17 protein-coding genes and 1 tRNA gene are annotated in these 18,433 nt (G+C 74.2%); 15 read left to right on the top strand and 3 right to left on the bottom strand.

Annotated elements, in window-relative coordinates; translation table 11 throughout:
* Position 1: 1 nt before the first annotated feature.
* Entirely contained in the window at positions 2-970 is a 969-nt protein-coding gene (gene coaA, locus ACZ4VF_RS18620) for a type I pantothenate kinase (protein WP_467927378.1), read from the bottom strand.
* Between the two features lie 184 nt (positions 971-1,154).
* Here coaA and glmS point away from each other — a divergent pair, with 184 nt between their 5' ends.
* The gene (gene glmS / locus ACZ4VF_RS18615) at positions 1,155-3,002 is read left to right on the top strand and encodes a glutamine--fructose-6-phosphate transaminase (isomerizing) (protein WP_467927095.1); all 1,848 of its coding nucleotides are present in this window, start codon (positions 1,155-1,157) and stop codon (positions 3,000-3,002) included.
* Between the two features lie 16 nt (positions 3,003-3,018).
* On the opposite strand, the gene ACZ4VF_RS18610 is transcribed toward glmS, so the two are convergent.
* A complete protein-coding gene (locus ACZ4VF_RS18610; protein WP_467927094.1) occupies positions 3,019-3,801 on the bottom strand; it encodes an SDR family NAD(P)-dependent oxidoreductase in 783 nt (260 codons plus the stop codon).
* Between the two features lie 72 nt (positions 3,802-3,873).
* Here ACZ4VF_RS18610 and ACZ4VF_RS18605 point away from each other — a divergent pair, with 72 nt between their 5' ends.
* From ACZ4VF_RS18605 to tsaE, 5 genes are all read left to right on the top strand, one after another.
* Complete coding sequence (locus tag ACZ4VF_RS18605) at positions 3,874-4,245, top strand: holo-ACP synthase (protein WP_467927093.1); 372 nt, start codon at positions 3,874-3,876, stop codon at positions 4,243-4,245.
* 166 nt (positions 4,246-4,411) lie between these two features.
* Positions 4,412-5,854, top strand: coding sequence for an NAD(P)H-hydrate dehydratase (locus ACZ4VF_RS18600; RefSeq protein WP_467927091.1), 1,443 nt, complete (start codon positions 4,412-4,414; stop codon positions 5,852-5,854).
* A 769-nt stretch (positions 5,855-6,623) separates the two neighbouring features.
* Positions 6,624-7,793 (top strand): alanine racemase, encoded by a 1,170-nt coding sequence (gene alr, locus ACZ4VF_RS18595; RefSeq protein WP_467927089.1) that lies wholly within the window; start codon positions 6,624-6,626, stop codon positions 7,791-7,793.
* A 136-nt stretch (positions 7,794-7,929) separates the two neighbouring features.
* Positions 7,930-9,189, top strand: coding sequence for an alpha/beta fold hydrolase (locus tag ACZ4VF_RS18590; protein ID WP_467927088.1), 1,260 nt, complete (start codon positions 7,930-7,932; stop codon positions 9,187-9,189).
* Positions 9,155-9,667, top strand: coding sequence for a tRNA (adenosine(37)-N6)-threonylcarbamoyltransferase complex ATPase subunit type 1 TsaE (tsaE, locus tag ACZ4VF_RS18585; protein WP_467927086.1), 513 nt, complete (start codon positions 9,155-9,157; stop codon positions 9,665-9,667). The genes ACZ4VF_RS18590 and tsaE overlap by 35 nt, the downstream gene beginning before the upstream one ends.
* 561 nt (positions 9,668-10,228) lie before the next feature.
* Here the strand turns inward: tsaE and ACZ4VF_RS18580 are convergent.
* On the bottom strand, positions 10,229-10,783 hold the full coding sequence (locus ACZ4VF_RS18580; protein ID WP_467927085.1) for a hypothetical protein: 555 nt from the start codon (positions 10,781-10,783) through the stop codon (positions 10,229-10,231).
* 113 nt (positions 10,784-10,896) lie between these two features.
* Here ACZ4VF_RS18580 and tsaB point away from each other — a divergent pair, with 113 nt between their 5' ends.
* From tsaB to ACZ4VF_RS18535, 9 genes are all read left to right on the top strand, one after another.
* Positions 10,897-11,553 carry a tRNA (adenosine(37)-N6)-threonylcarbamoyltransferase complex dimerization subunit type 1 TsaB gene (gene tsaB, locus ACZ4VF_RS18575; RefSeq protein WP_467927083.1) on the top strand — a complete coding sequence of 219 codons (657 nt, stop codon included), beginning with the start codon at positions 10,897-10,899 and terminating at the stop codon, positions 11,551-11,553.
* Between the two features lie 29 nt (positions 11,554-11,582).
* On the top strand, positions 11,583-12,083 hold the full coding sequence (gene rimI, locus ACZ4VF_RS18570) for a ribosomal protein S18-alanine N-acetyltransferase (protein ID WP_467927376.1): 501 nt from the start codon (positions 11,583-11,585) through the stop codon (positions 12,081-12,083).
* The gene (gene tsaD, locus ACZ4VF_RS18565; RefSeq protein ID WP_467927082.1) at positions 12,076-13,170 is read left to right on the top strand and encodes a tRNA (adenosine(37)-N6)-threonylcarbamoyltransferase complex transferase subunit TsaD; all 1,095 of its coding nucleotides are present in this window, start codon (positions 12,076-12,078) and stop codon (positions 13,168-13,170) included. The genes rimI and tsaD overlap by 8 nt, the downstream gene beginning before the upstream one ends.
* Positions 13,167-13,424, top strand: a complete 258-nt coding sequence (locus ACZ4VF_RS18560; RefSeq protein WP_467927080.1) for a hypothetical protein — start codon at positions 13,167-13,169, stop codon at positions 13,422-13,424. Before tsaD ends, ACZ4VF_RS18560 begins: the two co-directional genes overlap by 4 nt.
* A gap of 75 nt (positions 13,425-13,499) precedes the next feature.
* Positions 13,500-13,572, top strand: a tRNA-Gly gene (locus tag ACZ4VF_RS18555).
* 595 nt (positions 13,573-14,167) lie between these two features.
* Positions 14,168-15,205, top strand: a complete 1,038-nt coding sequence (locus ACZ4VF_RS18550) for a LacI family DNA-binding transcriptional regulator (protein ID WP_467927079.1) — start codon at positions 14,168-14,170, stop codon at positions 15,203-15,205.
* A 251-nt stretch (positions 15,206-15,456) separates the two neighbouring features.
* Positions 15,457-16,500 carry an LCP family protein gene (locus tag ACZ4VF_RS18545; RefSeq protein WP_467927078.1) on the top strand — a complete coding sequence of 348 codons (1,044 nt, stop codon included), beginning with the start codon at positions 15,457-15,459 and terminating at the stop codon, positions 16,498-16,500.
* A gap of 72 nt (positions 16,501-16,572) precedes the next feature.
* Positions 16,573-17,925, top strand: a complete 1,353-nt coding sequence (locus tag ACZ4VF_RS18540; RefSeq protein WP_467927076.1) for an FG-GAP-like repeat-containing protein — start codon at positions 16,573-16,575, stop codon at positions 17,923-17,925.
* 131 nt (positions 17,926-18,056) lie between these two features.
* Positions 18,057-18,413 (top strand): YciI family protein, encoded by a 357-nt coding sequence (locus ACZ4VF_RS18535; protein WP_467927075.1) that lies wholly within the window; start codon positions 18,057-18,059, stop codon positions 18,411-18,413.
* Positions 18,414-18,433 lie beyond the last annotated feature (20 nt).

Genomic DNA, 18,433 nt, shown 5'->3' with positions numbered 1-18,433 from the left:
GCTACAGCTTGCGCAGCCTGAGGCGCTGCACCTTGTGGTCCGGGCCCTTGCGCAGGACGAGGGTGGCCCGGCCGCGGGTCGGGGCGATGTTCTCCACCAGGTTGGGCTTGTTGATGGTCCGCCAGAGGGTGCGCGCGTAGTCCAGTGCCTCCTCCTCGGAGACCTGGGTGTACTTGCGGAAGTACGAGGACGGGTTCTGGAAGGCGGTCTGGCGCAGCTTCCTGAAGCGGTTGAGGTACCAGCGCTCGATGTCCTCGGCGCTCGCGTCGACGTAGACGCTGAAGTCGAAGTAGTCGGCGAGACCGACCCGGGTGCGGCCGTCCTTGCCGGGCAGGGCGGGCTGGAGGACGTTGAGGCCCTCCACGATCAGGATGTCCGGGCGGCGCACGGTGAGCCGCTGGTCCGGGACGATGTCGTAGATGAGGTGGGAGTAGACGGGGGCCGTCACCTCGTCCTTGCCGGCCTTGATGTCGGCGACGAAGCGGGTGAGGGCCCGGCGGTCGTAGGACTCGGGGAATCCCTTCCGCGACATCAGGCCCCGGGCCTGGAGCTCCCGGGTGGGCAGCAGGAAGCCGTCCGTCGTGACCAGTTCCACGCGCGGGTGCTCGGGCCAGCGGGAGAGCAGGGCCTGGAGGAGACGGGAGACGGTGGACTTGCCGCAGGCCACCGAGCCGGCGACCCCTATCACGAACGGGGTGCCGGACTGGGAGCCCTTCTCCCCGAGGAAGGTGTTCAGCGCGCCTCTGAGGCCGTCGGTGGCACCGACGTAGAGGTTGAGGAGCCGGGAGAGCGGGAGGTAGATGTCCCGCACCTCGTCCAGGTCGATGACGTCACCGAGACCGCGGAGCTTCTCCACCTCCTCGGCGGTGAGCGGCAGCGGTGTCTTGTCGCGCAGCGCGCTCCACTCGGCGCGGGTGAGATCGACGTAGGGAGTCGCCTCCGGCCTGTGCCGGTGGGCGCTCCGGGGCATCGAGGAGACCGGTGAGATCACAGTCCATTGTTAACGGAGTTTGAACGGCGCGGCGGGTGGGGTCCGTCACGCCGGGCCCGGCGCGGGAACCGGGCCCGGCAGGGCTGCGTACGACGGTGGGAATTTCCGAATTCGGGCAGGCGGAGGCCGTTTCTGATCATGACCGGCCCGTAGGCTGCCGCCCATGTGCGGAATCGTGGGATACGTGGGGTCACAGTCGGCGCTCGATGTCGTGATGGCCGGACTGAAGCGGCTGGAGTACCGGGGGTACGACTCGGCGGGCGTCGCCGTGCCGGCGGACGGCGGACTGGCCGCCGCGAAGCGGGCCGGGAAACTGGTCAACCTGGAGAAGGAACTGGTCGACCGGCCGCTGCCGACCGGCTCGACCGGCATCGGGCACACCCGCTGGGCCACCCACGGCGGTCCCACGGACGCCAACGCGCACCCGCACCTGGACAACGCGGGCCGGGTCGCGGTGGTCCACAACGGCATCATCGAGAACTTCGCGGTGCTGCGCGCGGAACTGGCCGAGCGCGGCCATGAGCTGCACTCCGAGACGGACACCGAGGTCGTCGCCCATCTGCTGGCCGAGGAGTTCTCCTCCTGCGCGGACCTCGCGGAGGCCATGCGGCTGGTGTGCCGGCGGCTGGAGGGCGCGTTCACGCTGGTCGCGGTGCACGCCGACGAGCCGGACGTGGTGGTCGGCGCCCGCCGCAACTCCCCGCTGGTGGTGGGCGTCGGCGAGGGCGAGGCGTTCCTGGCCTCCGACGTCGCCGCGTTCATCGAGCACACGCGCTCCGCGATCGAGCTGGGCCAGGACCAGGTGGTGGAGCTGCGCCGGGACGGCGTCACCGTGACGGGCTTCGACGGCCGCCCGGCCGAGGTCCGCTCCTACCACGTGGACTGGGACGCCTCCGCCGCCGAGAAGGGCGGCTACGACTACTTCATGCTCAAGGAGATCGCCGAGCAGCCCAAGGCGGTCGCCGACACCCTGCTCGGCCGGATCGACCCGTCCGGCTCGCTCACCCTGGACGAGGTGCGGATCAGCCCCTCCGAACTGCGCGAGATCGACAAGGTCGTCATCGTCGCCTGCGGTACGGCCTTCCACGCCGGCCTGATCGCCAAGTACGCCATCGAGCACTGGACGCGGATCCCGTGCGAGGTGGAGCTGGCCAGCGAGTTCCGTTACCGGGACCCGATCCTGGACGGGCGGTCGCTGGTGATCGCCATCTCCCAGTCCGGCGAGACGATGGACACCCTGATGGCGCTGCGGCACGCCCGCGAGCAGGGCTCCAAGGTGCTGGCGATCTGCAACACCAACGGCTCGACGATCCCCCGCGAGTCCGACGCGGTGCTGTACACGCACGCCGGCCCGGAGGTCGCGGTCGCCTCCACCAAGGCGTTCCTCACCCAGCTGGTCGCCTGCTACCTGGTCGCGCTGTACCTGGGGCAGGTGCGCGGCACCAAGTGGGGCGACGAGATCCAGGCCGTGATCAAGGACCTGTCCCGGATCTCGGAGGAGGTCGAGCGGGTCCTGGAGACCATGGAGCCGGTACGGGCGCTGGCGCGCACCCTCGCCGAGAAGGACACCGTGCTCTTCCTCGGCCGGCACGTGGGCTACCCGGTGGCCCTGGAGGGCGCGCTCAAGCTGAAGGAACTGGCCTACATGCACGCCGAGGGCTTCGCCGCGGGCGAGCTGAAGCACGGCCCGATCGCGCTGATCGAGGAGGACGTGCCGGTGGTCGTCGTCGTACCGTCCCCGCGCGGCCGGTCGGTCATCCACGACAAGATCGTCTCCAACATCCAGGAGATCCGGGCGCGGGGCGCGCGCACCATCGTGATCGCGGAGGAGGGCGACGAGGCGGTGGTCCCGTACGCCGACCACCTGATCCGCATCCCGGCCACACCGACCCTGCTCCAGCCCCTGGTGGCCACGGTGCCGTTGCAGGTCTTCGCGTGCGAACTGGCCACCGCCCGGGGCAACGAGGTGGACCAGCCCCGCAACCTCGCCAAGTCGGTCACGGTGGAGTAGCCACCCGCGCGCCCGCTCAGTGCACCGAGAAGCCGCCGTCCACGAAGATCGACTGGCCCGTGACGTACGCGGAGGCGCGGCTCGCCAGGAAGACGGCCGCGCCCTCGAAGTCCTCGGCGAGGCCGTTGCGGCCGGTCATCGTGCGCGCGGCCAGGGCGGCCACCCGCTCGGGGTCGGAGGACAGCCGCGTGTTCAGCGGGGTCATCACGAAGCCCGGCACGAGGGTGTTGACGGTGACCCCGTACGGTGACCAGGCCTCGGCCTGGGAGCGGGCCAGGGACTCCAGCGCGCCCTTGGAGACGCCGTAGGCACCGCTCCGCACGAAGGCGCGGTGGGCCTGCTGCGAGGTGATGTGGATGATCCGTCCGAAGCCCCGCTCCGCCATGCCGGGCCCGAACCGCCGGCCCAGCAGGAAGGGCGCCTCCAGGTTCACCGCCATCGTGCGGTCCCACACGTCCTCGTCCATCTCGTCCATCGGCGGCCGGAGGTTGATCCCGGCGGAGTTGACGAGGATGTCGGGCTCGCCGAAGACGGCCGCGGCCTCCTCGGCCGCCGCGCGCACCCCGTCCCGCGACCCCAGGTCACCGCTGACCCAGGCCGCCCGGCAGCCGGCGTCCGTCAACTCCTCCACCGTGGCCGACAGTTCCTCCGGCCGCCGGGCCACGACCACCACCCGGGCGCCGGCCCGCGCGAGCGCTCCCGTGATGGCCCGTCCGATACCGGAACTGCCCCCGGTCACCAGGGCGACCCGGCCGTCCAGGGAGAAGAGGCCGGAGAGATAGGCGTGTGACGAGTTCATGCCGGAAGCCTAGAACGCGGCCCGCCGTCCGGTTCGGCCCGTCTCCGCGGCCGGGGTCGTAGGGTGCTCGGCATGAGCATCATCGGGGTGGGCATCGACGTCGCCGAGATCGACCGCTTCCGGGCGTCCCTGGAACGGACGCCGGGGCTGGCCGACCGGTTGTTCCTGGAGCGGGAGCTGCTGCTGCCCAGCGGCGAGCGGCGCGGTATCGCCTCGCTCGCGGCCCGGTTCGCCGCCAAGGAGGCGCTGGCGAAGGCGCTGGGCGCGCCGCCCGGGCTGCAGTGGACCGATGCCGAGGTGTACGTGGAGGACAGCGGGCAGCCGCGGCTGCGGGTGAAGGGGACGGTGGCCGCGAAGGCCGCGGAGCTGGGCGTGCGGTCCTGGCACGTGTCGCTCAGTCACGACGCGGGCGTGGCCTCGGCCGTGGTGGTCGCCGAAGGCTGACCGGGCCGGGGCCCCGACGGCGGCCCGGTCTGTCCGCGCCCGCGGGTCCCGGGCCCTTCGAGCACGACCGCGAGCCCGGGGCGGGGTCCTCTGCGAGGGGAAGACGGAGATCGCCTCCGGGCAGGGCGGGTGTGGACCGCGGGGATTGCGGGGCAGACTCGACCGCATGCGTACTGCGTACAGCGTGGAGACGGTAAGGGCGGCCGAGCGGGCGCTGATGGCACGGCTGCCGGAGGGCGCGCTGATGCAGCGGGCCGCCGCCGGGCTGGCCGCCGCCTGCGCCGAACTGCTCGGGCGGGTGTACGGCAGCCGGGTGGTGCTGCTCGTCGGCAGCGGCGACAACGGCGGGGACGCCCTGTACGCGGGGGCCCGGCTGGCCCGGCGCGGCGCGGGCGTGACGGCGGTCCTGCTGACGCCGGGACGGGCCCACGCCGGGGGGCTCGCCGCCCTGCGCCGGGCGGGCGGTGCCGTCGCCCCGGCGGACGGTGCCGGCCCGGTCGAGGACCTGCTCCTGCGGGCCGACCTGGTCGTGGACGGCATCGTCGGGATCGGGGGCAAGGGCGGGCTGCGGCCGGACGCGGAACGGCTCGCCGGGGTGGTGGCGCGGTCCCGGGCCGCCGTGGTGGCCGTGGACCTGCCCAGCGGCGTCGACGCGGACACCGGGGAGGTGCGCGGGGCCGCGCTGCGGGCCGACCTGACCGTCACCTTCGGCACGTACAAGCCGGGGCTGCTGGTGGATCCCGCCCGGGAGTACGCCGGGGTGGTGCGGCTCGTCGGCATCGGTCTGGAACCGCCGCCCGCCGACGCCGTGCTCCAGTCCCTGCAACACGCCGACGTGGACCGGCTGTTGCCGGCGCCGACGGGGGAGAGCGACAAGTACCGGCGCGGGGTGGTCGGGATCGCCGCCGGGTCGGCGCGCTATCCCGGGGCGGCCGTGCTGGCGGTGTCGGGCGCGCTGCGCGGCGGGGCCGGGGCCGTACGGTACGTCGGGCCGGCCGGCGACGCGGTCATCGCCCGTTTCCCGGAGACCCTCGTCTCCGACGCGGGGCCCGCCAGGGCCGGCCGGGTGCAGGCCTGGGTGGTCGGACCCGGCGCCGGGGACGACGCGGCGACCGTGGCGGAGGTGCTGGAGGCGGACGTGCCGGTGCTGCTGGACGCGGACGGGCTGCGACTGGCCGAACGGGACGCGGTACGGCGGCGTACGGCGCCGACGCTGATGACCCCGCATGCCGGCGAGGCCGCCGCGCTGCTGGGCGTGCGGCGGGAGGAGGTCGAGGGGGCCCGGCTGGCCGCGGTGCGGGAACTGGCGGCGGTGTACCGGGCGACGGTGCTGCTCAAGGGCTCGACCACGCTGGTCGCCGACTCCGCGGGCGGGCCGGTACGGGTGAACGCCACGGGGACGCCCTGGCTGGCCACGGCCGGGAGCGGCGACGTGCTGTCCGGGCTCGCGGGGTCCTTGCTGGCGGCGGGGCTGGGCGCGGCGGACGCGGGGAGCGTGGCGGCGTACCTGCACGGACTGGCGGGCCGCTTCGCGGCGAAGGGCGCGCCGACGGGGGCCCATGACGTGGCGTCACACATTCCGGAGGCCTGGAGGGACGTGCGGGGCTGAGGGGGGCGGGACGCGCGGGGACTGGATGCGGGGTGGTGGGACGTGCGCGGCCGAGGGGGTGGTGGGACGTGCGGGGTTTGGACGAGGGGTGGCGGAACGTGCGGGGCCGAGGTGGCTGCGGGACCGTGCGGGGCTGAGGGGGCGGGGCCGGGGCAAGGGCGGCTCGGCAGGGGTGGGCCGCCTGCCCGCGGTCGTGAGCGCCCGAAGGGGCACGCAGCCGGGCCGGCCGGGAGACGCGGCTGCCGCCGCGGGGCTGCGGCCCGGTCCCGGCACCCGGTTGCGGTACGGCGGCGGTCCGCGCGGCGGCGGTCCGCGCGGCGGCGGTCCGCGCGGCGGTGGGGCCGACTTGGCCTCGGTCGCCCGTGTGATGGGCGGTCCGGCCGGGCTTCGGTCGCGGTAGGGCGTCGGCCGCGCGTGCGGTGGTGGGGAGCACCCGGTCCATGCCCCGCGTTACGCGCGGCGGTGGGGCCGACCGGGCTCCGGTCGTCCGCTTGACGGCCGGTCCGGTGGGGCCGAGCGGGCCTCGGTCGCCCGTGTGATGGGGGGTCCGGCCCGGCTTGGGCCGCGGTACGGCGTCGGCCGCGCGTGCGGTGGTGGGGAGCACCCGGTCCATGCCCCGCGTTACGCGCGGCGGTGGGGCCGACCGGGCCCCGGTCGTCCGCTTGACGGCCGGTCCGGTGGGGCCGAGCGGGCCTCGGTCGCCCGCGTGACGGCCGGACCGACCCGGCCCACGCCCCGTGCAGGGCGGCTCTGAGAGACTGGGGGCGCGATGAGTGAGACAGCTGCTGAGCCGACCGCCGCCCTGCGCGCCCGCGCCGAGATCGATCTGGGTGCCCTGCGCGCCAATGTGCGGGCCCTGCGCGCCCGGGCCGAGGGCGCCGCCGTGATGGCCGTCGTCAAGTCCGACGGATACGGCCACGGCGCGGTGCCGTGTGCCCGCGAGGCCCTCGCCGCGGGCGCGAGCTGGCTCGGCACGGCCACGGCCGAGGAGGCCCTCGCGCTGCGCGCGGCCGGACTGCCCGGCCGGATCCTGTGCTGGCTGTGGGTGCCGGGCGGGCCCTGGCGGCAGGCGATCGAGGCGGACATCGACGTCTCTCTGAGCGGCATGTGGGCCCTGCGCGAGGTCGTGGCGGCCGCCCGGGCGGCGGGCCGCCCCGCGCGCGTGCAGCTCAAGGCCGACACCGGTCTCGGCCGCAACGGCTGCCAGCCTGGCGAGGACTGGGCCGAACTCGTCGCCGCGGCGCTGCGGGCCGAGGCCGAGGGGCTGGTCCGGGTCACCGGGCTGTGGTCGCACTTCGCGTGCGCCGACGAGCCGGGGCACCCGTCCATCGCCGCCCAGCTCGCCCGGTTCCGGGAGATGACGGCATACGCCGAGGAGCGGGGCGTCCGGCCCGAGGTGCGGCACATCGCCAACTCGCCGGCCACCCTCACCCTGCCGGAGACCCACTTCGACCTGGTCCGCACCGGCATCGCCATGTACGGCGTCTCGCCCAGCCCCGAGCTGGGCACCCCGGCGGACTTCGGGCTGCGCCCGGTGATGACGCTCAGCGCCTCGCTGGCCCTCGTCAAGCGCACCCCGGGCGGTCACGGCGTCAGTTACGGCCACCACTACGTCACCCCCGGCGACACCACCCTCGGCCTGGTGCCGGTCGGTTACGCGGACGGCGTCCCGCGGCACGCCTCGGGCACCGGCCCGGTCCTGGTCGACGGCAAGTGGCGGACGATCGCCGGGCGGGTCGCCATGGACCAGTTCGTGGTGGACCTGGGCGGCGACGAACCCCCGGTGGGCAGCGAGGCCGTGCTGTTCGGACCCGGCGACCGGGGCGAGCCGACCGCGGAGGACTGGGCGCAGGCCTGCGGCACGATCGCGTACGAGATCGTCACACGCATCGGCAGGCGCGTTCCCCGCGTCTATGTGAACGGGCAGGAACGCGAGTAAGCCGTCCGGGAACGGCACTTCGCGTTCCCGGACGCACCGGTCACGTCCGTCGCACCACAGCACTGCGGCACCGGCACGGCGGCACCATCCGTATCACCATCCAGGCGAACTGCAGTACGGCGAAGAGGAGCGGTACGTGAGCGAGAGCAGCGCGGAGGCCGTGGCGGACGTCGTCGCCTCGGCGGCCGCCGCCTCCGCCGCGGGGGCGGCCGGGAGCTGGCGCAGGGCGACCGGCATCGCCGGTGCCGCGATAGGCGTGCTCGCCGCGGGAGCGGCGGCCGGCGTGGCCGTCGAGCGGATGACGGTGGGCCGCGGGATGCGCCGCAAGGCCCGGCTGGCGCTGGACTCGGCGGGCCCGTACGGCACCCTGCGCGGCACCCCCGGCAAGGCGTACGCCGACGACGGCACCGAGCTGTACTACGAGGTCGACGAGGCCGAACCCGACCACGGCCCGAACGTCTCCCCGCGCCGGCGCCGGCTCTTCGGACGCAAGGCGCCCGCCCCGGTCACCGTCGTCTTCTGCCACGGCTACTGCCTCAGCCAGGACTCCTGGCACTTCCAGCGGGCGGCCCTGCGCGGGGTGGTGCGGACCGTGCACTGGGACCAGCGCAGCCACGGGCGGTCCGAGCGGGGAGTTGCCCAGACCCGGGACCGGGTGCCGCTCACCATCGACCAGCTCGGCCGCGACCTGAAGGCCGTGCTGGACGCCGCCGTACCGGAGGGGCCGGTGGTGCTGGTCGGTCACTCGATGGGCGGAATGACGGTGATGGCCCTCGCCGCGCAGTACCCCGAGCTGATCCGGGACCGGGTCGTCGCCACCGCCCTCGTGGGGACCTCCTCCGGGCGGCTCGGCGAGGTCAACTTCGGGCTTCCGGTGGCCGGCGTCAACGCGGTGCGCCGGATCCTCCCCGGTGTGCTGAAGGCGCTCGGGCAGCAGGCGGAGCTGGTGGAGAAGGGGCGCCGGGCCACCGCCGACCTGTTCGCCGGGATCATCAAGCGGTACTCGTTCGCGGGGCGGGACATCGACCCGGCCGTGGAACGCTTCGCCGAGCGGATGATCGAGTCCACACCGATCGACGTGGTCGCCGAGTTCTACCCGGCCTTCAGCGACCACGACAAGACCGAGGCGCTCGCCTGCTTCCGGGACATGCCGGTGCTCGTGCTGGCCGGCGTGCAGGATCTCGTCACGCCCAGCGAGCACAGCGAGGCCATCGCCGACCTGCTGCCCGACGCCGAGCTGGTGCTGGTACCGGACGCCGGGCACCTGGTGATGCTGGAGCACCCGGAAGTGGTCACCGACCGCCTCGCCGACCTGCTCACCCGCGCGGGCGCGGTGCCCGCAGGAGCTACCGTAAGTGGCTATGGAAGCACCAGCAGCACCGCACGACCCCGCTGAGACCCAGCTGACCGTCACCTCCCCGGAACAGATGCGGGAGCTGGGCCTCCGCCTGGCCGGACTGCTGCGCGCGGGCGACCTCGTGATGCTCAGCGGAGAGCTCGGCGCGGGCAAGACCACGCTGACCCGCGGGCTCGGCGAGGGCCTCGGCGTGCGCGGCGCGGTCACCTCGCCGACCTTCGTGATCGCCCGGGTGCACCCGTCCCTCGGCGACGGACCGCCCCTGGTGCACGTCGACGCCTACCGGCTGGCCGGCGGCCTGGACGAGATGGAGGACCTGGACCTCGACGTCTCGCTGCCCGACTCGGTGATCGTGGTGGAGTGGGGCGAGGGCAAGGTGGAGGAGCTGACCGAGGACCGCCTCCAGGTCGTCATCCACCGCGCGGTCGGCGACACCACGGACGAGGTACGGCACGTGACCGTCACCGGTCTGGGGGAGCGCTGGACCGGCGCGGGCCTGGGGACGCTGGCGGGCTGACGCGCCCTCGAAGGGGCCGCGGTGACCTGCGTCCGGCGGTGACCTGCGCGCTTCAGTGACCCGTGCCCGGCGGTGACCTGCGCCCTTCAGCGACCCGTGCCCGGCGGTGACCTGTGCCCGGCGGTGACCTGCGTCCGACGGTGACCTGTGCCCTTCGGCGACCCGCGCCGGCGGTGACCTGCGCCCGGCGGTGACCTGTGCCCGGCGGTGACCTGCGCCCGGCGGTGACCTGCGTCCGGCGGTGACCTGCGTCCGGCGGTGACCTGTGCCCGGCGGTGACCTGTGCCCGGCGGTGACCTGCGTCCGACGGTGACCTGTGCCCTTCGGCGACCCGCGCCCTTCGGCGACCCGCGCCGGCGGTGACCTGCGCCCGGCGGTGACCTGCGTCCGACGGCGACCCGCGCCCGACGGCGACCTGCGTCCGACGGTGACCTGCGTCCGACGGCGACCTGCGCCCTTCAGCGACCCGTGCCCGGCGGCGACCCGTGCCCGGCGGCGACCCGCGCCCGGCCGCGACGGACCCGTCGCCGGAGGACGGCGTCCTCCGCCGGCGGGTGACGATCACCGGATGACGATCACCCGCACCCCGATCGTCGCGAACCTCCACATCGCGTCCCCGTCGGCCCGCGTCTCGCGGATCCCCCCGGTCTTCACGCCCGCGTCGGCCCCCATGCCCGCCGCCGCGCCGTCCACCGCCGCGCTGAACCCGATGGTCACCCCGTCCACGCTGGTGAACCGCACGACGTGCTCGACGGGGACGCCGTCGGTGCCGGTGGCCGCGTTGGAGCGGGACGTCACCCAGTACGTGCCGGCCGGCGGGTCGACGGTGCCCGGCCGCACCCGGAACGTGCGCTCCACCCGGTTGCCGGGTGCGACCAGCCAGACCCGGTCGTCGTCCACCGAGTACACGACCCGTTCACCCGTTCCGGAGCCGTTCGGCAGCGCGGTCGGGTTGCGCCGGTCCCGCGGTGCCTTCGAGGCCGCCGTCGCGTGCGCCGCCGAACCCTCGCCCAGGTGCGCCGGTACCGTCGCCTGGGCCCGGTAGGCGAGGAACCCGACCGTTCCCAGAGCCGCCGCGGTGAGGCCGGCCACGATCCCCGAGCTGGTCCCTGCCACCTGCGCCCACCTCTGCTTCGTGCGATATGTCGTACTTCGTACCGACCGTAGCAGTCGGTGACCGTCCGCCCCGGACGGCGATGCGCGAGCCGCGGGCGCCGTAGGCTGTTCGCGTGCTCTTGCTCGCTCTGGATACCGCAACACCCGCCGTCACCGTCGCGCTGCACGACGGCACGGACGTCATCGCCTCGTCGAGCCAGGTGGACGCGCGCCGGCACGGAGAGCTGCTGCTGCCGGCCGTCGACCGGGTCCTCGCCGAGGCCGGCCTGAAGCTGGAGGCCGTCACGGGAATCGTCGTCGGCACCGGCCCCGGCCCCTACACCGGCCTGCGCGTCGGCCTGATGACCGCCGACACCTTCGGCCTCGCCCTCGGCGTCCCGGTCCACGGCCTGTGCACGCTGGACGGCCTCGCCTACGCCGCCGACATCGAGAGCGGCCCCTTCGTCGTGGCGACCGACGCCCGCCGCAAGGAGGTCTACTGGGCGACGTACGCCGATTCCCGGACCCGGCTGACCGGCCCGGCCGTCGACCGCCCGGCCGACATCGCCGAGCAGGTCGCGGGCCTCCCGGCGGTCGGCGCCGGCGCGCTGCTCTACCCGGACGCGTTCCCGAGCGCCCACGAGCCCGAGCACGTGTCCGCCGCCGCCCTCGCCTCGCTCGCCGCGGAGAAGCTCGCCGCCGGCGAGGAACTTCCCGTGCCCCGGCCGCAGTACCTGCGCCGGCCGGACGCCCAGGTCCCCAAGAACTACAAGGTGGTCACCCCCAAGTGACACAGCCGGAACCTCCCCGACTGCGCGAGATGCGCTGGTGGGACATCGACCCGGTCCTGGAGCTGGAGCGGGACCTGTTCCCCGAGGACGCCTGGTCCCGGGGCATGTTCTGGTCCGAGCTGGCCCACTCCCGGGGTACCGGGGCCAGCCGGTGCTACCTCGTCGCCGAGGCCGCCGACGGCCGGATCGTCGGGTACGCGGGCCTGGCCGCCGCCGGCGAGCTGGCGGACGTCCAGACCATCGCGGTGGCCCGCGACCACCAGGGCACCGGCCTCGGCGCCCGCATGCTGACCGAGCTGCTGCGCGCGGCGACCGCGTTCGAGTGCCACGAGGTGATGCTCGAATGCCGGGTCGACAACCTGCCCGCCCAGAAGCTCTACGAGCGCTTCGGCTTCGTCCCCATCGGCTTCCGGCGCGGCTACTACCAGCCGGGCAACGTGGACGCCCTGGTGATGCGCCTGACCACGGAACCCGGCAGCGGCACCGCCGCGGGTTCCGCTTCAGTACAAGGAACCGATATCAATGACTGACTCACGCGACGAGCCCCTCGTACTCGGCATCGAGACCTCCTGCGACGAGACCGGCGTCGGCATCGTCCGCGGCACCACCCTGCTGGCGGACGCCGTCGCCTCCAGCGTGGACGAGCACGCCCGCTTCGGCGGTGTCGTACCGGAGGTGGCCTCCCGGGCGCACCTGGAGGCGATGGTCCCGACCATCGACCGCGCGCTGAAGGAGGCGGGGGTCAGCGCCAAGGACCTGGACGGCATCGCGGTCACCGCCGGTCCCGGCCTCGCCGGCGCCCTCCTCGTCGGTGTCTCCGCGGCCAAGGCGTACGCCTACGCCCTCGGCAAGCCCCTCTACGGCGTCAACCACCTCGCCTCCCACATCTGCGTGGACCAGCTGGAGCACGGCCCGCTGCCCGAGCCGACGATGGCCCTGCTGGTCTCCGGCGGCCACTCCTCGCTGCTGCTGTCGTCGGACATCACCTCCGACGTCCGCCCGATGGGCTCGACCATCGACGACGCGGCCGGCGAGGCCTTCGACAAGATCGCCCGCGTGCTGAACCTGGGCTTCCCCGGCGGCCCGGTCATCGACCGGTACGCGCGCGAGGGCGACCCGCAGGCCATCGCCTTCCCGCGCGGCCTGACCGGCCCGCGCGACCCGGCGTACGACTTCTCCTTCTCCGGCCTGAAGACCGCCGTGGCCCGCTGGATCGAGGCCAGGCGGGCGGCCGGCGAGGAGGTCCCGGTGCGCGACGTGGCCGCCTCCTTCCAGGAGGCCGTGGTCGACGTGCTGACCCGCAAGGCCGTGCGCGCCTGCAAGGACGAGGGCGTGGACCACCTGATGATCGGCGGCGGTGTCGCGGCCAACTCCCGGCTGCGCGCCCTGGCCCAGGAGCGCTGCGAGGCCGCCGGGATCCGGCTGCGCGTGCCGCGCCCCAAACTGTGCACGGACAACGGCGCGATGGTGGCCGCGCTCGGCGCCGAGATGGTCGCCCGGAACCGGGCCGCCTCCGGCTGGGACCTGTCGGCCGACTCCTCCCTGCCCGTCACCGACCCGCACGTCCCGGGCCACGACCACGTGCACGAGGTCAGCAAGGAGAACCTGTACTCGTGACGGTCGCGCTGATGTGGGAGGCCCGGGCCGCCGAGGGACGGGGGGCGGACCTGCTGGCCTGGGTGCGCGAACAGCCCCTGTCCGGCGAGCCGTTGCGCCGGGAGACCTTCCGTGCGCCGCAGGACCGGGTGCTGGTCATCACGTGGTGGGACGCGCCGTACGACGCCTCGCTTCCCGAACTCCCCGAGCCGGACGCCGGGTTGGTGACCCGGGCCGTGCACCGGTGGCGGTTCGAGGTGGTGGCGGACCACTGAGGTTGCGCGAACCCCCCTCACCTGGGCTATGATCATCACACAGCGAACGGCCGGGAAACCGGCCCGGACGCAAGTGCGTTGGTGGTCCAAGGAAAGACGCCCCGCTTCCTGCGGGGAGATGCAGGTGCAAGGCCTGCCCGGCGCTCCACTCGACACCCCGCCCCCGGGATCCCCGGGGGCGGGGTGTTTTCATGTCTCCCACACCTTCGGCGTTCTGACGCTGCTTCCGCGGGGAGGACCGCGGGGCGGCCGGCCCCGAGGCGCCGGGCCCCGAGGCGCCGGGCCCCGAGGTGCGGCGCCGCCGTACCCGACGGCAGCTGCGCCGCGCCGTTCCGCTCCGTACCCCGGCCGCCCGGCTCGCCGCCCGGACCGTTCCGGCGGGGCTCGCCGTCCCGGCGGGGTTCGCCCTCATCGGCGCCGTCTCCTCGTTCGTGGCCGTCGGGCTGACGGTCGCGAAGACCCCGGAGCGGCCGAGGGGGCGCTCGCGCTCGCGGCCGCCGCCTGGGGAGCCGCCGCACGGCGGGACGGCGCGAAGGCCGCCCCCGGCCCGGCGACCGTCCCCGGCCCCCGCGACCGCCCCCGACAACCGTGACCGCCGCGTGACCGCCGCTGACCCGGAGCCGGGGGTCCGCCACCTCTGTGACGAGGGTCACGAAACTTTCGCTCCGTATGTCGAATGTTCCGGGAGCGTCAGGCGCGCGCAGGACTTCGTCACGAAACGCCGCGGGGATACGATCGCCGGCATGAAGCCTTCGAAGCCCACAGCTCCGCAGACGGCGACCCTCGCCGAGATCGCCCGCGAGGCCGGGGTCTCCGCTCCGACTGTTTCGAAGGTCCTCAACGGCCGTGCCGACGTCGCCCCCGCGACCCGCACCCGCGTCGAGGAACTGCTGCGCGCCCATGGCTACCGGCGCCGCCGCGCCGAGGCCTCCCGCTCGCCCCTGATCGACCTGGTCTTCCACGAGCTGGAGAGCGCCTGGGCGCTGGAGGTCATCCGGGGCGTGGAGAACGTCGCCCGGGACGCCGGCCTGAGCGTGGTCCTGTCCGAGTCGGCCGGCCGGCTCACCCCCGGCCGGACCTGGGCCGACCAGGTCGCCGCCCGCCGCCCGCACGGCGTGGTGCTGGTGCTGTCCGGTCTCGACGAGTCCCAGCGGGCGCTGCTGACCAGCCGTTCCATCCCGTTCGTGGTGATGGACCCGGCCGGCGATCCGGGCCCGGACGTGCCGTCCATCGGCGCCACCAACTGGCAGGGCGGCCTCGCCGCCACCCGCCACCTGGTGGAGCTGGGGCACACCCGGATCGGTGCGATCAGCGGCCCGTCCCGGATGATGTGCAGCCGGGCCCGGGTCGACGGCTACCGGGCGGCCCTGGAGACGGCCGGGCTGCCCGCCGACCCCTCGCTCGTCGTGGCCGGCGACTTCCATCACGAGGCCGGCTATCGCCTGGCCCTTCAGCTGCTGCGCCGCCCGGACCGGCCCACCGCCGTCTTCGCGGGCAACGACCTGCAGGCCCTCGGGCTGTACGAGGCCGCCCGCGAACTGGGCCTGCGCATCCCGGAGGACCTCAGCGTGGTCGGCTTCGACGACCTGCCGGTGGCCCGCTGGGTGGGCCCGCCGCTGACGACCGTACGGCAGCCGCTCACCGAGATGGCCGAGGCCGCGACCCGGCTCGTGCTGGAGCTGGGGCGCGCGCAGGAGGAGCGGGCGGCGACGCGGGTGGAGCTGGCGACGAGCCTGGTGGTGCGGTCGAGCACGGCGGCACCCGCCGTGGCCGGAAGTTGACGTAGTGACCAGTGGGGAGTGCACCCCCGCACTCCTCCGAAGTCGATCGGTTGTCAGGCCGAAACGTTCGGGGCTGCCCGCAGGAGATTCTTGAGGGCCGGGGTGGCCCCGCTCGTCGCCGCGTCGGCCTGTCCACCGGGTACGCCCACGCCGCCGACATCCCCCGGCGCGAAGATGAGAATTCCCCGAGAAAGCCGGCTCGGACCGCTTCCGCTAACAGTCCCCTAATAATTCGGACGTACGTTCCTGCCGTGACGCGACACGAGGAGCAAGGCGACGCGGGCAGACGGGCGGGCCGGCGGCCCGGAGCGCTGAAGGCCGCGGGTCTCCTCGTGGCGTGTGCCCTGGCGCTGGGCGTGGCGGCGGCGGGCTGGACGTACTGGCACCTCAACCACAACATCACCGGCGTCGACATCGACGGCGCGCTCGGCGACGACCGTCCGGCCAGGGCCGTCGCCACCCCCTCCGCCGGCACCTCCCCGCCGCCCACCGGCTCCCTGAACCTCCTGGTCCTCGGCTCGGACTCGCGCAGCGGCAAGGCCAACCGGGAGCTCGGCGGCGGTGACAGCGAAGGGGCCCGGTCCGACACCGCGATGGTCGTGCACATCGACGCGGGCCGCACCAGGGCCACCGTCGTCAGCATCCCCCGCGACACCCTCGTCACCCGCCCCTCCTGCCCGCTGCCCTCCGGCGGCAGCACGGCACCGGCGTACGGCGCCATGTTCAACAGCGCCTACGCGGTGGGCGGACCGGCGTGCGCCGTGAAGACCGTCGAGTCGCTCACCGGCGTCCGCATGGACCACTACCTCGAAATCGACTTCTCCGGCTTCGCCAGGCTGGTCGACGCGCTCGGCGGGGTCGACGTCACCACCGGCCGGGACATCGACGACGACAAGAGCCATCTGCACCTTCAGGCCGGTACCCACCACCTCGACGGCACGCAGGCCCTGGCCCTCGCCCGCACCCGGCACGGCATAGGCGACGGCAGCGACCTGGGCCGCATAGGGCTCCAGCAGACACTGGTCAAGGCCCTGCTGGGGCGGCTCTCCGACGCCGGCCTGCTCACCGACCCGGCCCAGCTCTACGAGGTCGCCGACGCCGCCACCGCCGGCCTCACCACCGACACCGGACTGGACTCCCTGAACGAGCTGGTGAGCCTCGGCCGCAGTCTGAAGGACCTCGGCCCCGACCGGGTGCGGACGGTGACGATGCCGGTCGTCACCGCGCCCTCCGACCCCAACCGGGTCGTCGCCGACCAGCCGGCGGCGGGCCGACTCTGGTCCTCTCTCCGCTGATGCGTACAACCTTCCGGGTGGCCCGGGGGTCTGCTGCGATGACCGAACAGCTGTACACCAGGGGGTTTTCCGTTGTTCCGCTCGCGTTCGCATGCCCGTTGGGCCCTTCCGCTGACCCTGGGCCTGACCACCCTCGGCCTCGCCGCCCCGGCCGTGTCCGCCGCCCCGCCGAAGAACACGGCAGTCCACGACGACTTCAACGGCGACGGCTACGCCGACCTCGCGATCGGCGCCCCGAACGCCACGGTCGGCGGCCAGGCCAGGGCCGGCTACGTCACCGTCCTCTACGGCGGCCCGCACGGCCTGTCCGCCGGGCACCGCGCGATCATCAGCCGGGCCACTGCCGGTGTCCCCGGCAACCCCCGCAGGGGGGAGGGCTTCGGCCTGCAGATCGCCAAGGGCGACCTGGACGGCGACGGCTACGCGGACCTCGTCACCCGCGGGGTCGTCGTCTGGGGCGGGCCGCGCGGCCTGTCCGGGGGCACGGCGATCCCGGGCAACAACCACCAGACCGGGGACTTCGACGGCGACGGACGCCTCGACCTCGCCGTGGTCCAGGGCGGCTACGGCCCGGGCGACGACCCGGCCGGCAGCACCGCCGAGATCTGGAAGGGCCCGGTCAAGCGCACCGGCACCCCGGCCGCGCGCACCCCGCTCGACCCCGAGCACCTCCAGTACGTCGACATCCACGACGGCGACACCGGCGACATCAACGGCGACGGCCGCAGCGACCTGGTGCTCACCGGCTACTGCGGCGACGGCAACAACTGCAGCAGGCTGTACCTGAGCGGCCCCGCCGGCCTTTCCCCCGTCACCGAGCCCTACCGCAGCGGTGACGGCGCGGCGGCCATCGGCGACCTCAACGGTGACGGCTACGGCGACCTCGTCACCGGGTTCCAGGACGACGACGCGATCTGGGTGATGTACGGAAGCGCGGCCGGGCTGCGCGGCGAGGCCACCTGGAAGCGGTTCACGCAGGACACGCCCGGGGTCCCCGGCAGCCGGGAGCCGGGCGACAAGTTCGGGCAGTCGGTCGCCGTCGGGGACGTCACCGGTGACGGCATCGACGACCTCGCGGTCGGCGCGCCCGACGAGAACGGCGAGGGCGTGGTCGACGTGCTGCGCGGCAGCCGCTCCGGGCTGACCGGCGCCGGCGCCCAGGCCTTCGGGCAGGACACCAAGGGGGTCCCCGGCACCGCCGAGCCGTACGACTCCTTCGGCTACGTCCTCCGGCTGCTCGACGTCAACGGCAACGGCCACGCCGACCTGGCCGCCTCCGCCCCGGGCGAGGACGGCGGCGACGGCGCGGTCTGGGTGCTGCGCGGACGCCCCTCCGGCCTGGTCACGGACGCGGCCGCGGTCTTCGGCGGGAAGACGGTCGGCGCGCCGTACAAGAAGGCGTCGTTCGGTTTCGGACTGAGGTAGGAAGTCCCCGAACGCCCCCCCGGAAAATCTCCGGAAGAAAATCCGGCGAGCGTGTCGATGTGCGTCGCCGCCGTTCGACACAAGGGGTGAGCGGCGGGGACAGGCCCCGCCGCCCGGCCGAAGGAGTCACCATGCCCCGCTACCTGTCGATCATCCACATCGACGAGTCCTCCGCCCCCGCCGGCGGCCCCAGCAAGGAACTGATGGACCGGATGGGCGAGCTGATCGAGGAGATCACCAAGGCCGGCGTCATGCTCGACACCGCCGGGCTGACGCCGTCCGCCCAGGGCACCACCGTGCGCTGGGAGGGCGGCAGGCTCTCCGTCACCGACGGCCCCTTCACCGAGGCCAAGGAGGTCATCGGCGGCTACGCGCTCATGCAGTGCAAGGACAAGGCCGAGGCGCTGGAGTGGACCAAGCGGTTCCTCCAGGTCCACGAGCCGTACTGGACCGTCTCCTGCGAGGTGCGGGAGATCGCCGAGGGCTGATCCCGTTTGGCCTTCCCGCG

The sequence above is a fragment of the Streptomyces sp. NPDC029151 genome, from assembly GCF_055564315.1.
This window is presented reverse-complemented; position numbering and strand designations above follow the sequence as displayed.

Coding starts and splice junctions, on each gene's coding strand:
- alr (WP_467927089.1), top strand. CDS start 6,624: ATGAGTGAGACAGCTGCTGAGCCGACCGCCGCCCTGCGCGCCCGCGCC.
- ACZ4VF_RS18535 (WP_467927075.1), top strand. CDS start 18,057: ATGCCCCGCTACCTGTCGATCATCCACATCGACGAGTCCTCCGCCCCC.
- coaA (WP_467927378.1), bottom strand. CDS start 970: ATGCCCCGGAGCGCCCACCGGCACAGGCCGGAGGCGACTCCCTACGTC.
- tsaD (WP_467927082.1), top strand. CDS start 12,076: ATGACTGACTCACGCGACGAGCCCCTCGTACTCGGCATCGAGACCTCC.
- ACZ4VF_RS18605 (WP_467927093.1), top strand. CDS start 3,874: ATGAGCATCATCGGGGTGGGCATCGACGTCGCCGAGATCGACCGCTTC.
- glmS (WP_467927095.1), top strand. CDS start 1,155: ATGTGCGGAATCGTGGGATACGTGGGGTCACAGTCGGCGCTCGATGTC.
- ACZ4VF_RS18550 (WP_467927079.1), top strand. CDS start 14,168: ATGAAGCCTTCGAAGCCCACAGCTCCGCAGACGGCGACCCTCGCCGAG.
- ACZ4VF_RS18610 (WP_467927094.1), bottom strand. CDS start 3,801: ATGAACTCGTCACACGCCTATCTCTCCGGCCTCTTCTCCCTGGACGGC.
- ACZ4VF_RS18600 (WP_467927091.1), top strand. CDS start 4,412: ATGCGTACTGCGTACAGCGTGGAGACGGTAAGGGCGGCCGAGCGGGCG.
- rimI (WP_467927376.1), top strand. CDS start 11,583: ATGCGCTGGTGGGACATCGACCCGGTCCTGGAGCTGGAGCGGGACCTG.
- tsaE (WP_467927086.1), top strand. CDS start 9,155: ATGGAAGCACCAGCAGCACCGCACGACCCCGCTGAGACCCAGCTGACC.